The sequence below is a fragment of the Pseudomonas fluorescens genome (assembly GCF_902497895.1).
Taxonomy (GTDB): Bacteria; Pseudomonadota; Gammaproteobacteria; order Pseudomonadales; family Pseudomonadaceae; genus Aquipseudomonas; species Aquipseudomonas fluorescens_BP.
Map to the genome: position 1 here is coordinate 18,666 of NZ_CABVHQ010000067.1, position 13,496 is coordinate 32,161.

Annotated in this window: 19 protein-coding genes and 1 pseudogene; 7 read left to right on the top strand and 13 right to left on the bottom strand. The window is 54.6% G+C overall.

The genetic code is table 11. From position 1 onward, the window contains the following. Nucleotides 1-126: 126 nt before the first annotated feature. From F8N21_RS24880 to F8N21_RS24890, 3 genes are all read right to left on the bottom strand, one after another. Nucleotides 127-477: a hypothetical protein gene (locus F8N21_RS24880; RefSeq protein WP_150644651.1), complete on the bottom strand. Its 351-nt coding sequence runs from the start codon at nt 475-477 to the stop codon at nt 127-129. 182 nt (nt 478-659) lie between these two features. Then, on the bottom strand, nt 660-860 hold the full coding sequence (locus tag F8N21_RS24885; protein ID WP_150644652.1) for a hypothetical protein: 201 nt from the start codon (nt 858-860) through the stop codon (nt 660-662). Nucleotides 861-885: 25 nt separating this feature from the next. Then, entirely contained in the window at nt 886-1,218 is a 333-nt protein-coding gene (locus F8N21_RS24890; protein WP_150644653.1) for a hypothetical protein, read from the bottom strand. Between the two features lie 682 nt (nt 1,219-1,900). Between F8N21_RS24890 and F8N21_RS24895 the strand changes: the two genes are divergently transcribed. Both F8N21_RS24895 and F8N21_RS24900 read left to right on the top strand, forming a co-directional pair. Then, entirely contained in the window at nt 1,901-2,536 is a 636-nt protein-coding gene (locus tag F8N21_RS24895; protein ID WP_150644654.1) for a hypothetical protein, read from the top strand. Between the two features lie 16 nt (nt 2,537-2,552). Beyond that, the gene (locus F8N21_RS24900) at nt 2,553-3,191 is read left to right on the top strand and encodes a helix-turn-helix transcriptional regulator (RefSeq protein ID WP_150644655.1); all 639 of its coding nucleotides are present in this window, start codon (nt 2,553-2,555) and stop codon (nt 3,189-3,191) included. A gap of 80 nt (nt 3,192-3,271) precedes the next feature. Here the strand turns inward: F8N21_RS24900 and F8N21_RS24905 are convergent, their stop codons facing one another. The 4 genes from F8N21_RS24905 to F8N21_RS24915 form a co-directional block, all read right to left on the bottom strand. Continuing rightward, the gene (locus tag F8N21_RS24905) at nt 3,272-3,664 is read right to left on the bottom strand and encodes a hypothetical protein (protein ID WP_150644656.1); all 393 of its coding nucleotides are present in this window, start codon (nt 3,662-3,664) and stop codon (nt 3,272-3,274) included. Between the two features lie 194 nt (nt 3,665-3,858). After that, nucleotides 3,859-4,050, bottom strand: coding sequence for a DUF2188 domain-containing protein (locus F8N21_RS24910; protein ID WP_150644657.1), 192 nt, complete (start codon nt 4,048-4,050; stop codon nt 3,859-3,861). Between the two features lie 166 nt (nt 4,051-4,216). Then, nucleotides 4,217-4,375 carry a hypothetical protein gene (locus F8N21_RS30575; protein ID WP_191624402.1) on the bottom strand — a complete coding sequence of 53 codons (159 nt, stop codon included), beginning with the start codon at nt 4,373-4,375 and terminating at the stop codon, nt 4,217-4,219. Between the two features lie 99 nt (nt 4,376-4,474). Further along, nucleotides 4,475-4,696, bottom strand: coding sequence for a hypothetical protein (locus F8N21_RS24915; RefSeq protein WP_150644658.1), 222 nt, complete (start codon nt 4,694-4,696; stop codon nt 4,475-4,477). Nucleotides 4,697-4,870: 174 nt separating this feature from the next. Between F8N21_RS24915 and F8N21_RS24920 the strand changes: the two genes are divergently transcribed. After that, on the top strand, nt 4,871-5,530 hold the full coding sequence (locus F8N21_RS24920) for a methyltransferase family protein (RefSeq protein ID WP_150644659.1): 660 nt from the start codon (nt 4,871-4,873) through the stop codon (nt 5,528-5,530). Between the two features lie 347 nt (nt 5,531-5,877). Here F8N21_RS24920 and F8N21_RS24925 read toward each other — a convergent pair whose 3' ends face one another. Further along, on the bottom strand, nt 5,878-6,123 hold the full coding sequence (locus F8N21_RS24925) for a hypothetical protein (RefSeq protein ID WP_150644660.1): 246 nt from the start codon (nt 6,121-6,123) through the stop codon (nt 5,878-5,880). A gap of 168 nt (nt 6,124-6,291) precedes the next feature. Then, nucleotides 6,292-6,534 carry a hypothetical protein gene (locus tag F8N21_RS24930; RefSeq protein WP_150644661.1) on the bottom strand — a complete coding sequence of 81 codons (243 nt, stop codon included), beginning with the start codon at nt 6,532-6,534 and terminating at the stop codon, nt 6,292-6,294. 258 nt (nt 6,535-6,792) lie between these two features. On the opposite strand from F8N21_RS24930, the gene F8N21_RS24935 reads away from it, so the two are divergent. Next, the gene (locus F8N21_RS24935; RefSeq protein ID WP_150644662.1) at nt 6,793-6,972 is read left to right on the top strand and encodes a hypothetical protein; all 180 of its coding nucleotides are present in this window, start codon (nt 6,793-6,795) and stop codon (nt 6,970-6,972) included. 71 nt (nt 6,973-7,043) lie between these two features. Here the strand turns inward: F8N21_RS24935 and F8N21_RS24940 are convergent, their stop codons facing one another. Together F8N21_RS24940 and F8N21_RS24945 are read right to left on the bottom strand one after the other, a co-directional pair. After that, the gene (locus tag F8N21_RS24940; protein WP_150644663.1) at nt 7,044-7,229 is read right to left on the bottom strand and encodes a hypothetical protein; all 186 of its coding nucleotides are present in this window, start codon (nt 7,227-7,229) and stop codon (nt 7,044-7,046) included. 123 nt (nt 7,230-7,352) lie between these two features. Continuing rightward, entirely contained in the window at nt 7,353-7,568 is a 216-nt protein-coding gene (locus tag F8N21_RS24945; protein ID WP_150644664.1) for a DUF6021 family protein, read from the bottom strand. 847 nt (nt 7,569-8,415) lie between these two features. Here F8N21_RS24945 and F8N21_RS24955 point away from each other — a divergent pair. After that, complete coding sequence (locus tag F8N21_RS24955) at nt 8,416-9,258, top strand: lipopolysaccharide kinase InaA family protein (protein ID WP_191624403.1); 843 nt, start codon at nt 8,416-8,418, stop codon at nt 9,256-9,258. 248 nt (nt 9,259-9,506) lie between these two features. On the opposite strand, the gene F8N21_RS24960 is transcribed toward F8N21_RS24955, so the two are convergent. Both F8N21_RS24960 and F8N21_RS24965 read right to left on the bottom strand, forming a co-directional pair. Beyond that, nucleotides 9,507-9,704: a hypothetical protein gene (locus tag F8N21_RS24960; protein ID WP_150644667.1), complete on the bottom strand. Its 198-nt coding sequence runs from the start codon at nt 9,702-9,704 to the stop codon at nt 9,507-9,509. A gap of 234 nt (nt 9,705-9,938) precedes the next feature. Next, the gene (locus F8N21_RS24965; protein WP_150644668.1) at nt 9,939-10,118 is read right to left on the bottom strand and encodes a hypothetical protein; all 180 of its coding nucleotides are present in this window, start codon (nt 10,116-10,118) and stop codon (nt 9,939-9,941) included. Between the two features lie 901 nt (nt 10,119-11,019). Between F8N21_RS24965 and F8N21_RS24975 the strand changes: the two genes are divergently transcribed. Together F8N21_RS24975 and F8N21_RS24980 are read left to right on the top strand one after the other, a co-directional pair. Beyond that, a complete protein-coding gene (locus F8N21_RS24975; protein WP_150644670.1) occupies nt 11,020-11,376 on the top strand; it encodes a hypothetical protein in 357 nt (118 codons plus the stop codon). A 626-nt stretch (nt 11,377-12,002) separates the two neighbouring features. Continuing rightward, nucleotides 12,003-13,044 (top strand): annotated as a pseudogene (locus F8N21_RS24980) (IS1182 family transposase); the annotation flags it as partial. Between the last annotated feature and the right edge of the window lie 452 nt (nt 13,045-13,496).

Genomic DNA, 13,496 nt, shown 5'->3' on the forward strand with positions numbered 1-13,496 from the left:
ATCGATTGCGGAGCAAGTCGCATATGCCGAAAACACACTGAAGGCTTGAGTGAGCACTCTCACCCAGGCCTTTCTGGTATTCAGCCCCCCCATGCTCCTGGCGCAAGCGCGATTCGCGATTCGCGATTACAGGCAAGTAGCGAGTGCAGCCAGTCTGCGCTTGGCGACCCAGGTATCCGACTCCACGTAATACTTGGCGACCGTGCCTGAGTCAGTGCTCTGCACGTCAACGAAATACTCGGCTGCGGTGGTGTAAACCGTATAGCCGGCAGGCTTGCCCGGTTGCAGGAACGCCCCGGCATCCTCCCCGAACACCGCCTCCTCCTGCCACGCGGCTTGCGTGCACTGGGCAACGATTTTGTCCGGTTTGTTTGAAGAAAGAGTCTTGTATGGGCTTTTCGAGCGAGCTTCGTTCATTGCCGGCGTCATGCACCCTGCCAATAACATCAGGCCAAGAGCCCCTAAGAAAATCCGCATGACCTGGCCTCAAGCTGAAAAAAAACGACTGTATCACTTGGGCAGGCGCAGATGAGAGATTGGCAGCAAACTCTGAGGCTGCCCTTGGGGCGAACCAGGATTTTTTCTGCCGGGAACAGCTTCGCCGATCGGCAAGCCCTACATAAAAAAAGCCTCGTACTGTGACGAGGCCTGTCTGGGTTTCAACTGTTTTTTCGACGGCTGATCACCTTGGGAAGAAACTTCGCTTTGTCGCTTGCGGGCGTGTCGCCGGACTTGCTCTTGCCTGATGAATCGTCGACTGTCGCACCTGCGAAATCCACCTTGTAAGGCGTTTGGCCACAACCTATGCAACTGTTGATCGGATACTCGTCCCCATTGTCCTCAATGTACGGATCACTCATCAATTGGTTCTCCTCTGACAGCTGATCAATACCAGCAAGCACCTGATTGCCTGAAAAAATACTGACCATCAACAAGATGTTTCAGCCTAGCTGGAAAATTGCCGCTGTGGGGGAGCACCGGGAAAGCCCGACCAATGGCCGTGATGCGGCATAGGAACTGCCGCAGGCTGCGATCTGGCGATCCAGCACACACCGAAAATCCGCAGGCAAGCCAACGCATAATTGCGCTACGTTTTTCAGGAATCAAGGAATGGAAGAAAGGATAAAAGCGATCAATGAGCCCTATGCACAGGTGCGCGAGCAGTTGGCCAGATGCGCAGCGATTGACCCGAAGGTTGGCATCAGGCTCATTGACCATTGCCCAACTCAATGTTGGACTGTTTCCATTACGATAAATGGAGGTATTGCAGCTCGCTCTCACCCAGCCTGTTTCCTTCAGGGTGGGAGCCGTGCAGATACAGTTCTAGCAAAGCCTTCCCTGCTGGTCTAGTAACCTTTTCTCCTAGAGTTATACGCTCAGGTAATAACCCCTTGTCCGGCAAATCCAACCGCTCCCGTTCATTCAGACCGGCGGCTACAGCTATTGCCCTGGATCTGGAATAGGGTTGATGGCCACTAGCCAGTGGCTTACGGAGCGACACCATGAATCCTGCGGCATTTACCATTTGCTACAGCTTCCAGGGCGCACGTATTGTCTTTAGTTACTTATCTTCGAGCCTCACTGACACTGATGCCTGCTACCTGTCCTTGCTTCATGCCGGCTGCATCCCTGAACAGGGCATGGCTAGCGCGGGGGTGTTTCGCTCCATGCAGGACTTTGCCGGGCGCAGCGGGGTTACCGAGGTGAGGTGGCACAGATCCGTCTGAACAAACAGGGCTTCTCCACACCCGCGATTTTTTTCTCAGGCAAAAATCCATCTGGATTAATTGGATACGTAGATATTCAAGAACTCCGCGCAAGAGTGGCCGTTTTTTATATTGACATATTTATATGCCATTTATACCTTTAGCGGGTCATCCATCACTTCAGGTGCCTCGAAATGAACATCAAAACCCTGGGTTTACTGCTCTTCGCGCTGTGCTTGCAACCTGCCTGGAGTCAAGCTGCGCAAACCCATGCAAGCGCATCCCAAGCAGAACCTGCCGGACTCGGCACGCGTCTGGCACTGCGCGATTTGTGGGTGGAGCATATTTTCTGGATAAGAAACTACGTGCTGGCCAATCAGCAAGGAGATCGCAAGGAAGCGGATACCGCTGCCACTGCGGTGGTGAGCAACGCGACTTCGATTGCCAATAGCATCGCCCCGTTGTACGGCCAACCGGCCGCCGATCAGCTGCTCAAGCTGCTGGCTGGCCACTGGGGCGCGGTAAAACATTACAGTGACGCTTCCGTGGGCAAGGATGCAGCTGGTAAAAATACAGCCGTTGCCGAGTTGACCAGCAATGCCAAGGCCATTGCGCACTTCCTTGCCACCGCCAATCCAAATCTCTCCGAGGGTACACTGGTGACCATGCTCAGCGCGCACGGCGGCCATCACGTCGCGCAGATCGACCAGCTAGGTAAAAAAGATTACGCCGCTGAAGCCAACACCTGGGCGCAAATGCGTCAACATATGCTTGTCCTCGCCGATACCTTGACGTCGGCCCTGGTCAAACAGTTTCCGGACAAATTCTAGATAGGAGGCTGGCAGCATGCTTCAGGGGATGGGCCGTACCCAGCAGGATCTGTTATCCGCATTGCTGTACCAGCCACAAGGTATGAGTATCGATGACCTTGCGAGTCACCTGGCGGTGACTCGCACGGCCATTCGCCAACACCTTGCGGCGCTGGAGCGGGACGGGTTGATTTACCGTGGGCAAACCCGACCCACAGGGCGTCGACCCGAACAGCTGTACCTGCTTTCTTCCGCGGGCAGGGAGTTATTCCCCCGGCAATACCAGCTTCTGGCCAATCTGCTGATTGGCGAAGTGGCAGAGATTATCGGCCATGACAATCTGCTCAGACTGATGCGCAGCCTGGGCGAGAAAATGGCGGCCGGGCTGGAGCAACAAACCATCAGCGAGGAGCAAATCGTCACCCACATGAACCATGCAGGCTATGAAGCGCAGGTGTTTTTTCGCTCATCGGGGGAGAAGGAAATAGTTGCCCACAACTGCGTGTTCCATAATCTGGCGAAAACCCATCCGCAGGTCTGTGAGCTGGATCTGGCCCTGATCGGCGCACTGGGCGGCGGCGAAGTGGATCATCTGGAATGCATGGTGCGTGGCGGTGAAGTCTGTCGCTTCCAACTGAGTAGTCACGACCGTAACTCCCAGCCCATTCGCTCATAAGCAGCCTGCTGCTCCTGAGTCGGCAAATCAGGCGTAGAGCCTTTTGCGATCGCTCAAGGGTGTCGAGCGCAACTGAAAGCTCAAGGGGTGAGTTTCAGATGAGCGTTGACTTTGCCGTTCGCCGGATCGACAAACCAGTACTGATTGTTGGCCACTTTCACCTGGCTGCACTCCGTTGGATATTTCTTCATCTCAATACAGATCACTCCGCTGTTCAACGCCCAGCGCTCAGTGACCGGCGCGTCGGGGGGCATCACGAAAACATCTGTCCCGTCCGCGAAAAAACTGATCGAGTAAGGGTGGCCGCTCCTGGTGTTGCCGTAGAACCTGGTACCGACCAATGCAGTGCGCGCCTGTCCGTCATCAAGGGTCACAGCAGATGGAGGGACCGGAGGCGGCTCATGGCTGCCGGTGGTCCCGCAGCCAAACACAGTTAAAACGAGGATACAGGCACCGAACTTGAATAAAGTCATACCACGCCACCCCTGAGGTACCGGAGGAATTTCCGGTACAAATAAGAGCTTAGGCGAGACTTTTTACTGAAGAAGAGGAAACGCCGAACGGTTGACGCTCAAGGAGCCACGGCATAAAGGCCCTGCCCGGTCCAACCGGAAACAAAAAAAAGCCCCGGCATGGCCAAGGCTGGAAATACGCTGTAAAGATCAGGCTATTGGCTATTGGCCGGTGTTTTCGACCTGACTTTGTAAGAGGGCAACGTGGCCGCATAAGCCACAGCTTCCTCCCGGGTGCCAAAGGTGCCGAATCGGTCACCTCGGGTACAGACTTTCCACGGACCGCTGTTTACGCTGATCAACTCATAACCATTGACTTGAAACTTGCTCAGCATCGGAACGCTCATAATTACCTCCCTATCGCTAGCGATGACCCAGGGTTTGCCCGAACCACCTTACACCCTGCCCGGCACCGATGACGACCCTTGCACTGATGGGCGGCAAACCGGATGGCCCCGGGGTCAGAAGCAGTGAGCAACAAGCCCCGCACAATGGCGGGGCTGATTATGGGTATCAGGGCTTCAGTGGCCGCTCTTCATCGCGATCAGACAGTTCTTTGCCATCCTCCGGATGTTTCCAGGTTTGTGCACGATGCTGTTCCTGCTCGATTTCTTCCGGAGTAGGCTCGTCTTCCGGATCTGGTTGATTCTGGGGTTTGCGTTCAATTGTCATGCCCATCTCCCGCCCTTAAGAGTTGGTCTTCACCGTTTAAGGATAGAACAGATTCATCGGTTCGCTTTGATGTCCAGAGCGTAGCCGAAGCCTTCTTCCCTAATCGTTTGGCAGCGGCATGTCCTCGTCATCCGGAATGCCGTCCCCGGCACTGCGATCCTTTCGTTCCTGCGGGTGCTCCCGGGTGACTACGTCCGGCCTTGCCAGAGGATCGAATTTACCCGGGGCATCGGGGTCCATCGTCGGCTCGTCCGTGCCGGGCTCGGGTTTGGAGGGGACACTGCCTTGGGTCTCGTCGTGAAAACTCGAATCGATAGCCATACTCACCTCGCAAAGAGGTCCAGCGAATCTGGGCCTTACGAGTTGGAAATTCGCCGCGGGCCAAGGTGCTATCGAGTAGACGAACGGCCTGACCCATAGTTGGACATCGATCGGTCCGAAGCCGCCCGCCACTCATGTCTACACTAACGGGAGCGAGTCTACTCAGTGAAAGCCATGAAATTCACAGCCAGAATGGCCTTTTTCAGCATGGCGGCAACCCTTGCCTGGCTCGGCCTTGCAGTTCTGGGTCGGGGTGGATTTGTTGCGTTCTTTTCCCATCCGGCGCTGGTCGTCATTGCGCTCTCAACCCTGGCGATGGCTGGCATCGCGCTGTTCACCGAGGGTAATTTGAGTCCTGGAGAGCGTGAAGACCGGGGCAACCGCTGGGTGCTTGCGGTCTTTGCCCTGATCGGCCTGCTGAGCGGTTTTCTACCGGCCTATACCGACCGGATCGGGTTCTGGACAGTCGGTGGCGAGGGGCTGCGCTGGGTCGGGGTGGTCCTGTTCATCGCCGGTGGCGCACTGCGGATCTGGCCAGTCTTTGTCCTTGGCAAGCGCTTCAGTGGACTGGTGGCCATCCAGCCCGGACATACCCTGGTCACCGATGGCGTGTACCGGTTCCTGCGTAACCCGAGTTATCTGGGGCTGCTGATCAACTCGCTGGGCTGGGCGTTGGCCTTTCGTTCAGTGGTCGGCCTGCTGCTTATGGCACTTACGCTGGTTCCGCTGATTGTCCGCATACGCGCCGAAGAGGCGTTGTTGCGCGCGCAGTTCGGCAGCGAGTATGAGGCGTACTGCGCAAATACGTGGCGGCTGATACCGGGGATTTATTGATCGCGCCATAGATGTGGGAGCGAGCTGGCTCGCGATATGGCGGCCTATCTCTCGCGGGTGTACCCAGATCAAACGTGTGGCTGGCTTGCCTGCGAAGGCGGCCTGACAGCCGGCCTATCTCTCGCGGGGTCACAACCCCACTCAGACGCCGGATAGATGAAAGCAAGCCAACCACGCATCAAAAACAGTATTGCAGAAAAGGGGGTAACCATAGATATAGGAGCTGCCGCAGGCTGCGATCTTTTGATCTTGGCTTTTGGTCGGGGCGAGTGCGCTTCCCCTGGAACTGCCGCAGGTTCAACCGCGTCGGGACAATGTTTTGGGACACCAGATACTCATCTGAATGGCTACAGTCGGTCCGCCTGCTCGATCATGTTTTTCGCCAGCTTGATGCCCTGGTTTTTGGCATCGTCGAAACTCTTGTATTTCGCCACTTCATGCAGGTTCTGAACATAGTCTGCGGAGTGCTTCACGGTAATACGCAGCCCTGTCGGGATCGGATTACCTGAGTCCGCCCATTCGAAATCAATCGTCGCTTCCCTGCCGTTCGGGTGTTGGTAATTAACCGGTTGTGGCCTGTCTACGGGTGCCATTTCGCTCTCCGTGATATCCAGTGATGTGCCGTAATTTAAGCATTAGCTCACAACAGGCAGTCACGCCACCCTGGCGAGGGTCAGCGGCGCCGCGTTACAGCATTGCCTGTGTCGGATCGAAGCGAGATCCCCCCACCCTTCACTTTGTTGTGCTGAATGCCTGGCCAGTCAGCGCATGCGCCCAAGGTAAATACTGGCCAGGGCAATACCGAACCGCAGTGCGTCGCCATAACTCTTCCATTCGCCCAACTCCTCGCCCAGCTTGACTTGTTCTTTGCCCTCCTTGAGCCAGATTACAATTCCGACAGGTGACCGGTTTTTCGGATCACCCCACATAAAGTCGATCGTGGCTTGCACTCCGTTTGGATGGATGTAATCCACGGGATAAGGTCTTTCCACAACCAAATGCATGGAGATCTCCTTGCTCCGGCCCCGCGCCGAGACAATAGAAATAGACCATGCGCGGGAACCTTTCCAGTGGCCGCGAACTGACATTTTCCGACAAAAAATCGACAACCCGGTGCGGTTCCGGACGCTGCCCGGGAGACGAGTCAAAGCATGCTTTTTTCGACTCTGGTGGGTGGCGATAATCAGCCTTCTCTACTAGCCTCAGCGCCACATTGAAACGTGCCGCGTCTTGTTCGCCGGCACCTGGGCAGGGAGAAATCAATGACCGACGTAAGTAGTGCCGAAAAGACCTATCGCACCTGGTCCAGTCCGATCCTGCTGGAACTGAAAGCCAGAGAACATCAGCTGAATCCTTCAGCCCGCCAGGCGCTTGAAAATATCCTGGTGGAGAGAAGACTCCTGCATTGGCCCAGCCCAACCGACAAACCCTCTGGCAGGTAGGTAACGCGGGACGACCAATAGCGACAGGCCATGCTGGCAGTGCGTTTGGCAGACAAGCGCGCCCTTGTCCCCTAGGAACGCTCGTTCAAATATTCGACCCATCGCTCATAGGCCTCATGTTGCCGCCGGATGGTTTCGTCCCACTCCGGGCCACTGGTTTGATGCGCCGATATCAGCTGCATCATCGCTGAAGTCGCCGCATCCAGCTCGAGTACCAGCGTGTGAGCCTTGAGCCTGAATTCGTCCTCGGTAGTCATTGCAGTTCCCCTCGCCAAACTGATTGAAAGGCTGTTGTGTCTATGCATTCAATACGATTGATGTCCGCCTGAAATGAAAAAGCCCTGCAAGGCTAAACCTGCAGGGCTTCTCGACTAGACTGACTAATCATTGCGCAGATCGGCAAGCGGATCATAAGGTTTGGGCACGGGCCTCTGCCCATCCGCACCGTGATTCTTGCCGGGGATTTTCGCCGGGCCTATGGGATCGACTTGCGGATCGGCAAGATCCGGCGAGTCAGGATCGAAACCCAGTTCATCGTTGACTGAGGGTGGTTCAGAGGGTCGTGGATCATTTGGCAGATCGGGAGTATTAGCCATATGCACCTCTTGGCCGCGACCCAAGTGTTAGGGGCCTGTACTTGAGAACCTGACCAGGCTCAAGAGTGCAAAATAGCTGACGAATGGACGTAAGAGCGGACCAGTACCGGCATTCAGCCATGCCCTAAAATGTGTAACTAAAACATAATGTTTTACATTAAATTTATCATGCAATGCATTGATATATTAATAGAATTACAAACAAGACTTCCTACCGAACGCACCGAATCCGTCCAGCCCCAGAGCCAATCCCTACTAATCTGGAGCTCGCACTACCCGGAAAAATGCAGCGCCCCGCCATGGACGACAACCAGAAACCTCATCAACAGAGGAAACGGGATGTCCAGAGAAGCCTCACGAAAAAGCAGATCGCTGGTTTTCCTGTCGATTTTGGCGGTCAGTCTGTGGTTTTTTACAGGATGCGCAAACAAACACTCCGAGGCGCGTTCTTCAACTCCAATCGGAGGTTCCAACTGCTACGCCAAAGCCATGCCCACCGTCGGAGAGGGAAGCCTGGCATGGGGTGCCAGCCTGCAGAAGGTACGCACCTCTTCCATCATCAATTGCAGACGTTATGCAGGTCGGTCCGGTGGAACGCCGAATACCTGCAAGGTAGTGCAGGCTCAATGCAAGAATTGATCTGGCGGTGGTCTGATTGGTAACGGAAAGTATCGCCAGGGAATTGCGGACTTGCTCTACATTTTCCGACCGGAAACGAACAAGGTTACAGGGGGAAGCACATCCTCAACGTGGGGATTGGTCTGGATAAAATCTTGATACAAAGTTCTAGGTAATCATTCTCAATGCTGCCACTATGCGCCGCTTCAAAAGAAGGCAGGACGTCCTTGTGCAGTCGATTAAAACCGTCAGGTCAGCTTTCCCTCTCTGCCATCAAGTCGCCAAGGCGACCTTGAATTTCTCGCAACTCCCCAGCGCATCGGTCCTCAATGCCATCGGTAAGTTGATAGAACCGCATTACCGATCCCGCCCCAACCGCGTTAGCCAGCCCGTGGGGCATGACGGTTGCAAGTTCTTCATGAAGGTTCAACGTGTCGAGACGCTGCCAAAGAAACTCCGCATAACGCTGGGGCGCCCGAAGCGTTCAGGCAGGTTCGACTGGCCTATCGAGGAGCTGTTGAACACGATCATAGCCGCGGATCGTGGCGTTGATACTGCCCGCATTGTCGGCTTTGGGGTGATCAAGCCGAGATTCGGCATTGTCCAGGAGTTCGTCCTGCTGACCGAATTTCTCGAGGGGCACTTGAATGGTTTGCAATGGTTGCGCAAGCACCCTGAACGGGTGGTTGAGTTCGTCAAAGGATGCATGAACCTCATTGTCGACATGCGCAACCGTGGCCTGACTCACCTCGACCTGTGGGTGGCGAACATCATGGTGCCTGAAAAGCAGTGGAGTACTCTGCGGGTCATCGATATGGAGAATGTTTTCACCCGCCCATCGGGCTTCAACTCCGAAACCCTGGGTTTTCAGCTGGGTTTTCTGTACCGCAAAGAAATGAATCATTTCATCGAAGAAGCGTTGTACGACAGTTTGGTCACCGACTTCCTGGGTGACTGCGTGGAGATCGATGGCGCTGCATTCGAGCGTATTTACACGGCGAGCAAGCACAACAAATTCAGCCATAAGAAGCGCCGCAAGATCTTTCTCGAAGGCGAGTTGGAGATCGCCTGAAGCGGCGAAGCTTGCGCAATTGCGCGAGCAGCTGCGCGACCTTAAGAGCGCGCTCAATGTCCAGGTGCGCATTGAACGCCGGCCAGCACTTACTCCCCGCTCTTAGTTAGTACGAACTCACGCCGCCACCGGATCAGATTGCCCAGCTCGACGGGAAGATCGATGGCAACTTTCGCGATGGGCCGTTGAGGCCGTGACGTTGGAAGTCGCGCCAGCCGCCTGACCTTCCCCCATCTATTGCACTGAACTCATGGTTTTAGCGTCAACGCTTTAGCGTGAGCGTCGATGATCGCCTTGAGCGCCATGTCCACATAGGGATCGTCGACGATACGGTACGGGCTATGCCCTAAAACAAGTGCGCTTGCGTGGCCCAACAAGTCTTTAACGTTGAGCCCTTTACTTTCAGCCGCACCCAATACCGCGATTAAGGCTTGTTCCAGCGCCATTGCACGAACTCTGCCCATTGCAACCCCTTGCTCCGGCCTCATGCCGGGCCGAGCACAAATATACTATTCAGACTCAAACTGCTACAACACCAAGGTCGCATCCGGTCACGGAGGGCGGCGCCTGACTGGAAAAAGTCGCAGGACAACCTGTAGCTGCTCCCTGCGATGAAGAGCTGTTCGCTAATTCACTGGCGTAAATGACAACGCTCAGTTCAATCCAAGATCCATGGAACATTATTTCCAGGCGGACCGATCTTTCGCAAACGCGTATCCGGCGCCGAGTTCTGCGGGCCATTCATCACGATTTGGCTCTACCAGATCCATGGCGCACTTGAAGGTTTTCTCATCGCGAAGCATGGCAATCACCGCAACACCGCAGCCCGTGACATCCGTTGGCTGTTTAATCATTTTCATCAAGCGTCCCATCCCTTTCGATCAAGTGCTGGCAGCCCCTTAACAGTGCTTGCCCGTCGAGCAGATGTACCCCACTCAATTAAAACGCCAGCCGGGCATGACCCGGCATAGGACGCCCCATGCCCACAGAAAACCAAATCACCTTGAAGCGCCAGCGCGCCGAGCAAGTCAATCAGGTGATCCTGAAGGCCTGATGCCTGATGCCTGATGCCTGATGCCTGATGCCTGGTCGATGGCACGATCACTCATCTTCATCTAATCGGAACCTGCTCAAGACAGGGGACCCCGGCAGCTTGCTGGTCTCAACCTCAACATGCCTCCCGCCACAGTGCTCGCAATTGAAGACCTGGCCGTCGATGTCCTCGTCAAAGCAAAGCTCTACGGACGTATCTTGTTTGCATTTCTGGCAGATGAGTTTTTTCGTCATGGCTGTAACCCCTGAGAATTTATCCGCCTGAGCTTAGCCAACTTTTCCATGACCGCCGAGACACATCCTCATGCCCATAGAATAAAATCGCTGAGCCGGCACCGACCCTGGCAACCGGCGCGAACCTCAGCGCAGCAACGTGGGCTGATTTCGTTCAGCGCCTGCGTCACGGCTGCGTCACGGCTGCGTCGGTGAGGGTGTTCGCTCCCACTGCACGGCGGCAGCACTGTTCACCGTGCAGGCCAAGAAGATCGATGAGGGCTTTGAGGCTGACTATGCGGAAGGTCGGGTTGTCATCCTCGAGGGTCGGTCATGGTCCAGCCCGCAGCGCCTCGGCATGAAGGTTGTGAATGCCCATGATCTGGTATCGATGGAGTGACCATCGACCTCACCTTTTGTCGCAAGTCGATTGACTGACGGGAACCTTTGGAGCCCAGTACTCAGCTGGCTAAACCTGATCAGAAGAGAAACACCATGTCGAAATTAACGGTGATATCCGGTGACTTTCTGGCAGGCGATGCCGAATTTCAATCTGGACTGTTCACTCTAAAATCCGCAGCAAAACCTTCTCTCGAATTAAAGATACCTATTTCAAAACTGGAAACCTTGGAAACAGCAACCGAGGAAGTCGTTAATAAGAAAGGAAGCGTTATTCGATGGAGTCTGGCTGGAGCATTGCTTTTAGGCCCTGTTGGACTCGTTGCGGGCTGGTTGCTATGCGATAAAGAAAAGGAAATAACCTTCTACGCAAAATTCAAGGATGGCCGCTGCCTTCTTGCCACGACTGATATCGGCACTTACTCCAAAATCTCTGCCTGTCCCCTCAAGTAACACCCTCCCCCTTCAAAGTCAGCCGCTATAGCGGCAAGGACGAAGTCATGCCTGAAGAAAAGAATGGCACTCCCGATCGAATCGCATTCGTGAACGATCAGCCTGCCAAGTGCGGGTGAAAAAAATTGCGGACCGGAAACGAACAAGGGTTTGCATTAGCTTTCGCTCGCAAACCCTTGATTTTAGATGGTGCCGAAGCCGGAATCGAACCGGCACGCCCTTACGAGCGGGGGATTTTAAGTTATTCGTGTCATGCCATTGCCCGATCTTACTCAACCTTGATTCTTCTTATTAAGTATTGATTCTTCTTTACGGATCAGTGACTTACAACGGGAATCGGTAGAGATTGGGCTTACTAGAGCTTGCTCAGCATTACCCAAGATTCCCTTCAAAAGTTTCCATAGGGTTTCCATGGCTGAGAGCTCACCCGACGAGGTCATGACATGCGCGACAACAAATTCCGCTTCACCAAAAGCTCGATCGAGAGCCCTGCTGAGTCCGCGAGCATTAAAAAAAGTATGGTTGATCACGAATACAAAGCGATCAGATTCGAAAATGACGAAGGAACCATTGTTCTCAAAAACGGTAAGAAATTTCACTTGGTTCTTAACGATGTCGCATACGATCAGCAGTTGGGACTCTTCGGAGAACATCTGGTTGCCATCGACGGCAGTAAATTCAAAGCAGTCAACAACCGCGACCGCAATTTCACCAGCGCCAAACTGAAGCGGCGAATGGAAGAAATTGAATCGAGTATCAACCGTTACCTGACGGCACTCGATGCTGCCGATCGGCAAGAACCAACAGCTTCCGAGCCCAGTGCCGTGCGGCTGGAAGAGAAAATCGCCAAGCTCAAAACTCAAATGAAAGAGCTTCAGGCGATCGAAATCCAGCTCAATGAATCGCCGGAAAAACAGGTCTCACTGACCGATCCAGACAGCCGCTCCATGATGACGCGCGGCACGGGAATCGTCGGCTACAACGTGCAGACAGCGGTCGATACTCAGCACCATTTGATCGTTGCGCACGAGGTGACTAACGTCGGTTCCGACCGCGATCAACTCAGCTCGATGGCCAAGCAGGCCCGCGAGGCGATGGCGTCAGATACGTTGTCGGTAGTGGCTGACCGAGGTTACTTCAAAAGCGAACAAATCCTGGCTTGTCACGATGCAGGCATCACCGCCTATGTGCCCAAGCCGATGACCTCTGGAGCCAAGGCTGAGGGGCGTTTCAATAACGATGCCTTCATCTATGACGCGACAAAAAACGAATACATTTGCCCGGCTGGAGAGGCGCTGATCTGGCACTATTCCTACGTTGAAAAAGGCCTGAAGTTGCACCGTTACTGGAGTTCGAAACCAGGGCTGCGCGTTGAAATCGCAGTGCACACCGAGCACGGAACGACGAGTTCGACGCTGGGAGCATGAAGCCGTATTGGAGGAGATGCAGCTTCGGCTGAGCAAAGCACCAGAGATGATGCGAGTCCGAAAACGGACTGTTGAGCATCCCTTCGGGACGCTCAAACAATGGATGGGTGCGACGCACTTCCTGACCCGAAAGCTGGCCGGGGTGAGTGCGGAGATGAGCTTGAATGTGCTCGCCTACAACATGAAGCGGGTCATGAAAATCATTGGTGCTCACGGTTTAATGAAGGCGCTGTCGGCATAAAAAAGGCTGGTTTTGGCCCATCCCAGAGGGCTGTAAAAACAGCGTTACGTGTTCCAGGTCGCGACCGATGCGACTCGGAGCATTGACCGTGCGATCGCTCAGCCAACGAACGTCGATGACCCAAGACGATGAGGTTATGAGCGCTTTTACACACTCTGGGCCATAAGCAGACCCTGGCGACGAACCCGGCCCTTACACAGTTGTCAAACCAAATGATGGCATCGCAACTGATCAGTGGCCTTGGGCCTACTCCATTCAAGAGCGAAGCTTGCAGCTCACACACTTTAGGGTGCGCCGGATAACTTTCAGTGGGTTCGGTTCCTGTCTGACACAGGCGTTGACCGCTGCTCCCATCCAATGCTCCCTTATCGGAGTACGGAAATGACTCAATCAATGCGGTTCTTCCTATCGATCTTCCTCGCGGCTGCATCATTGGCATCGGCTAGTCTCCT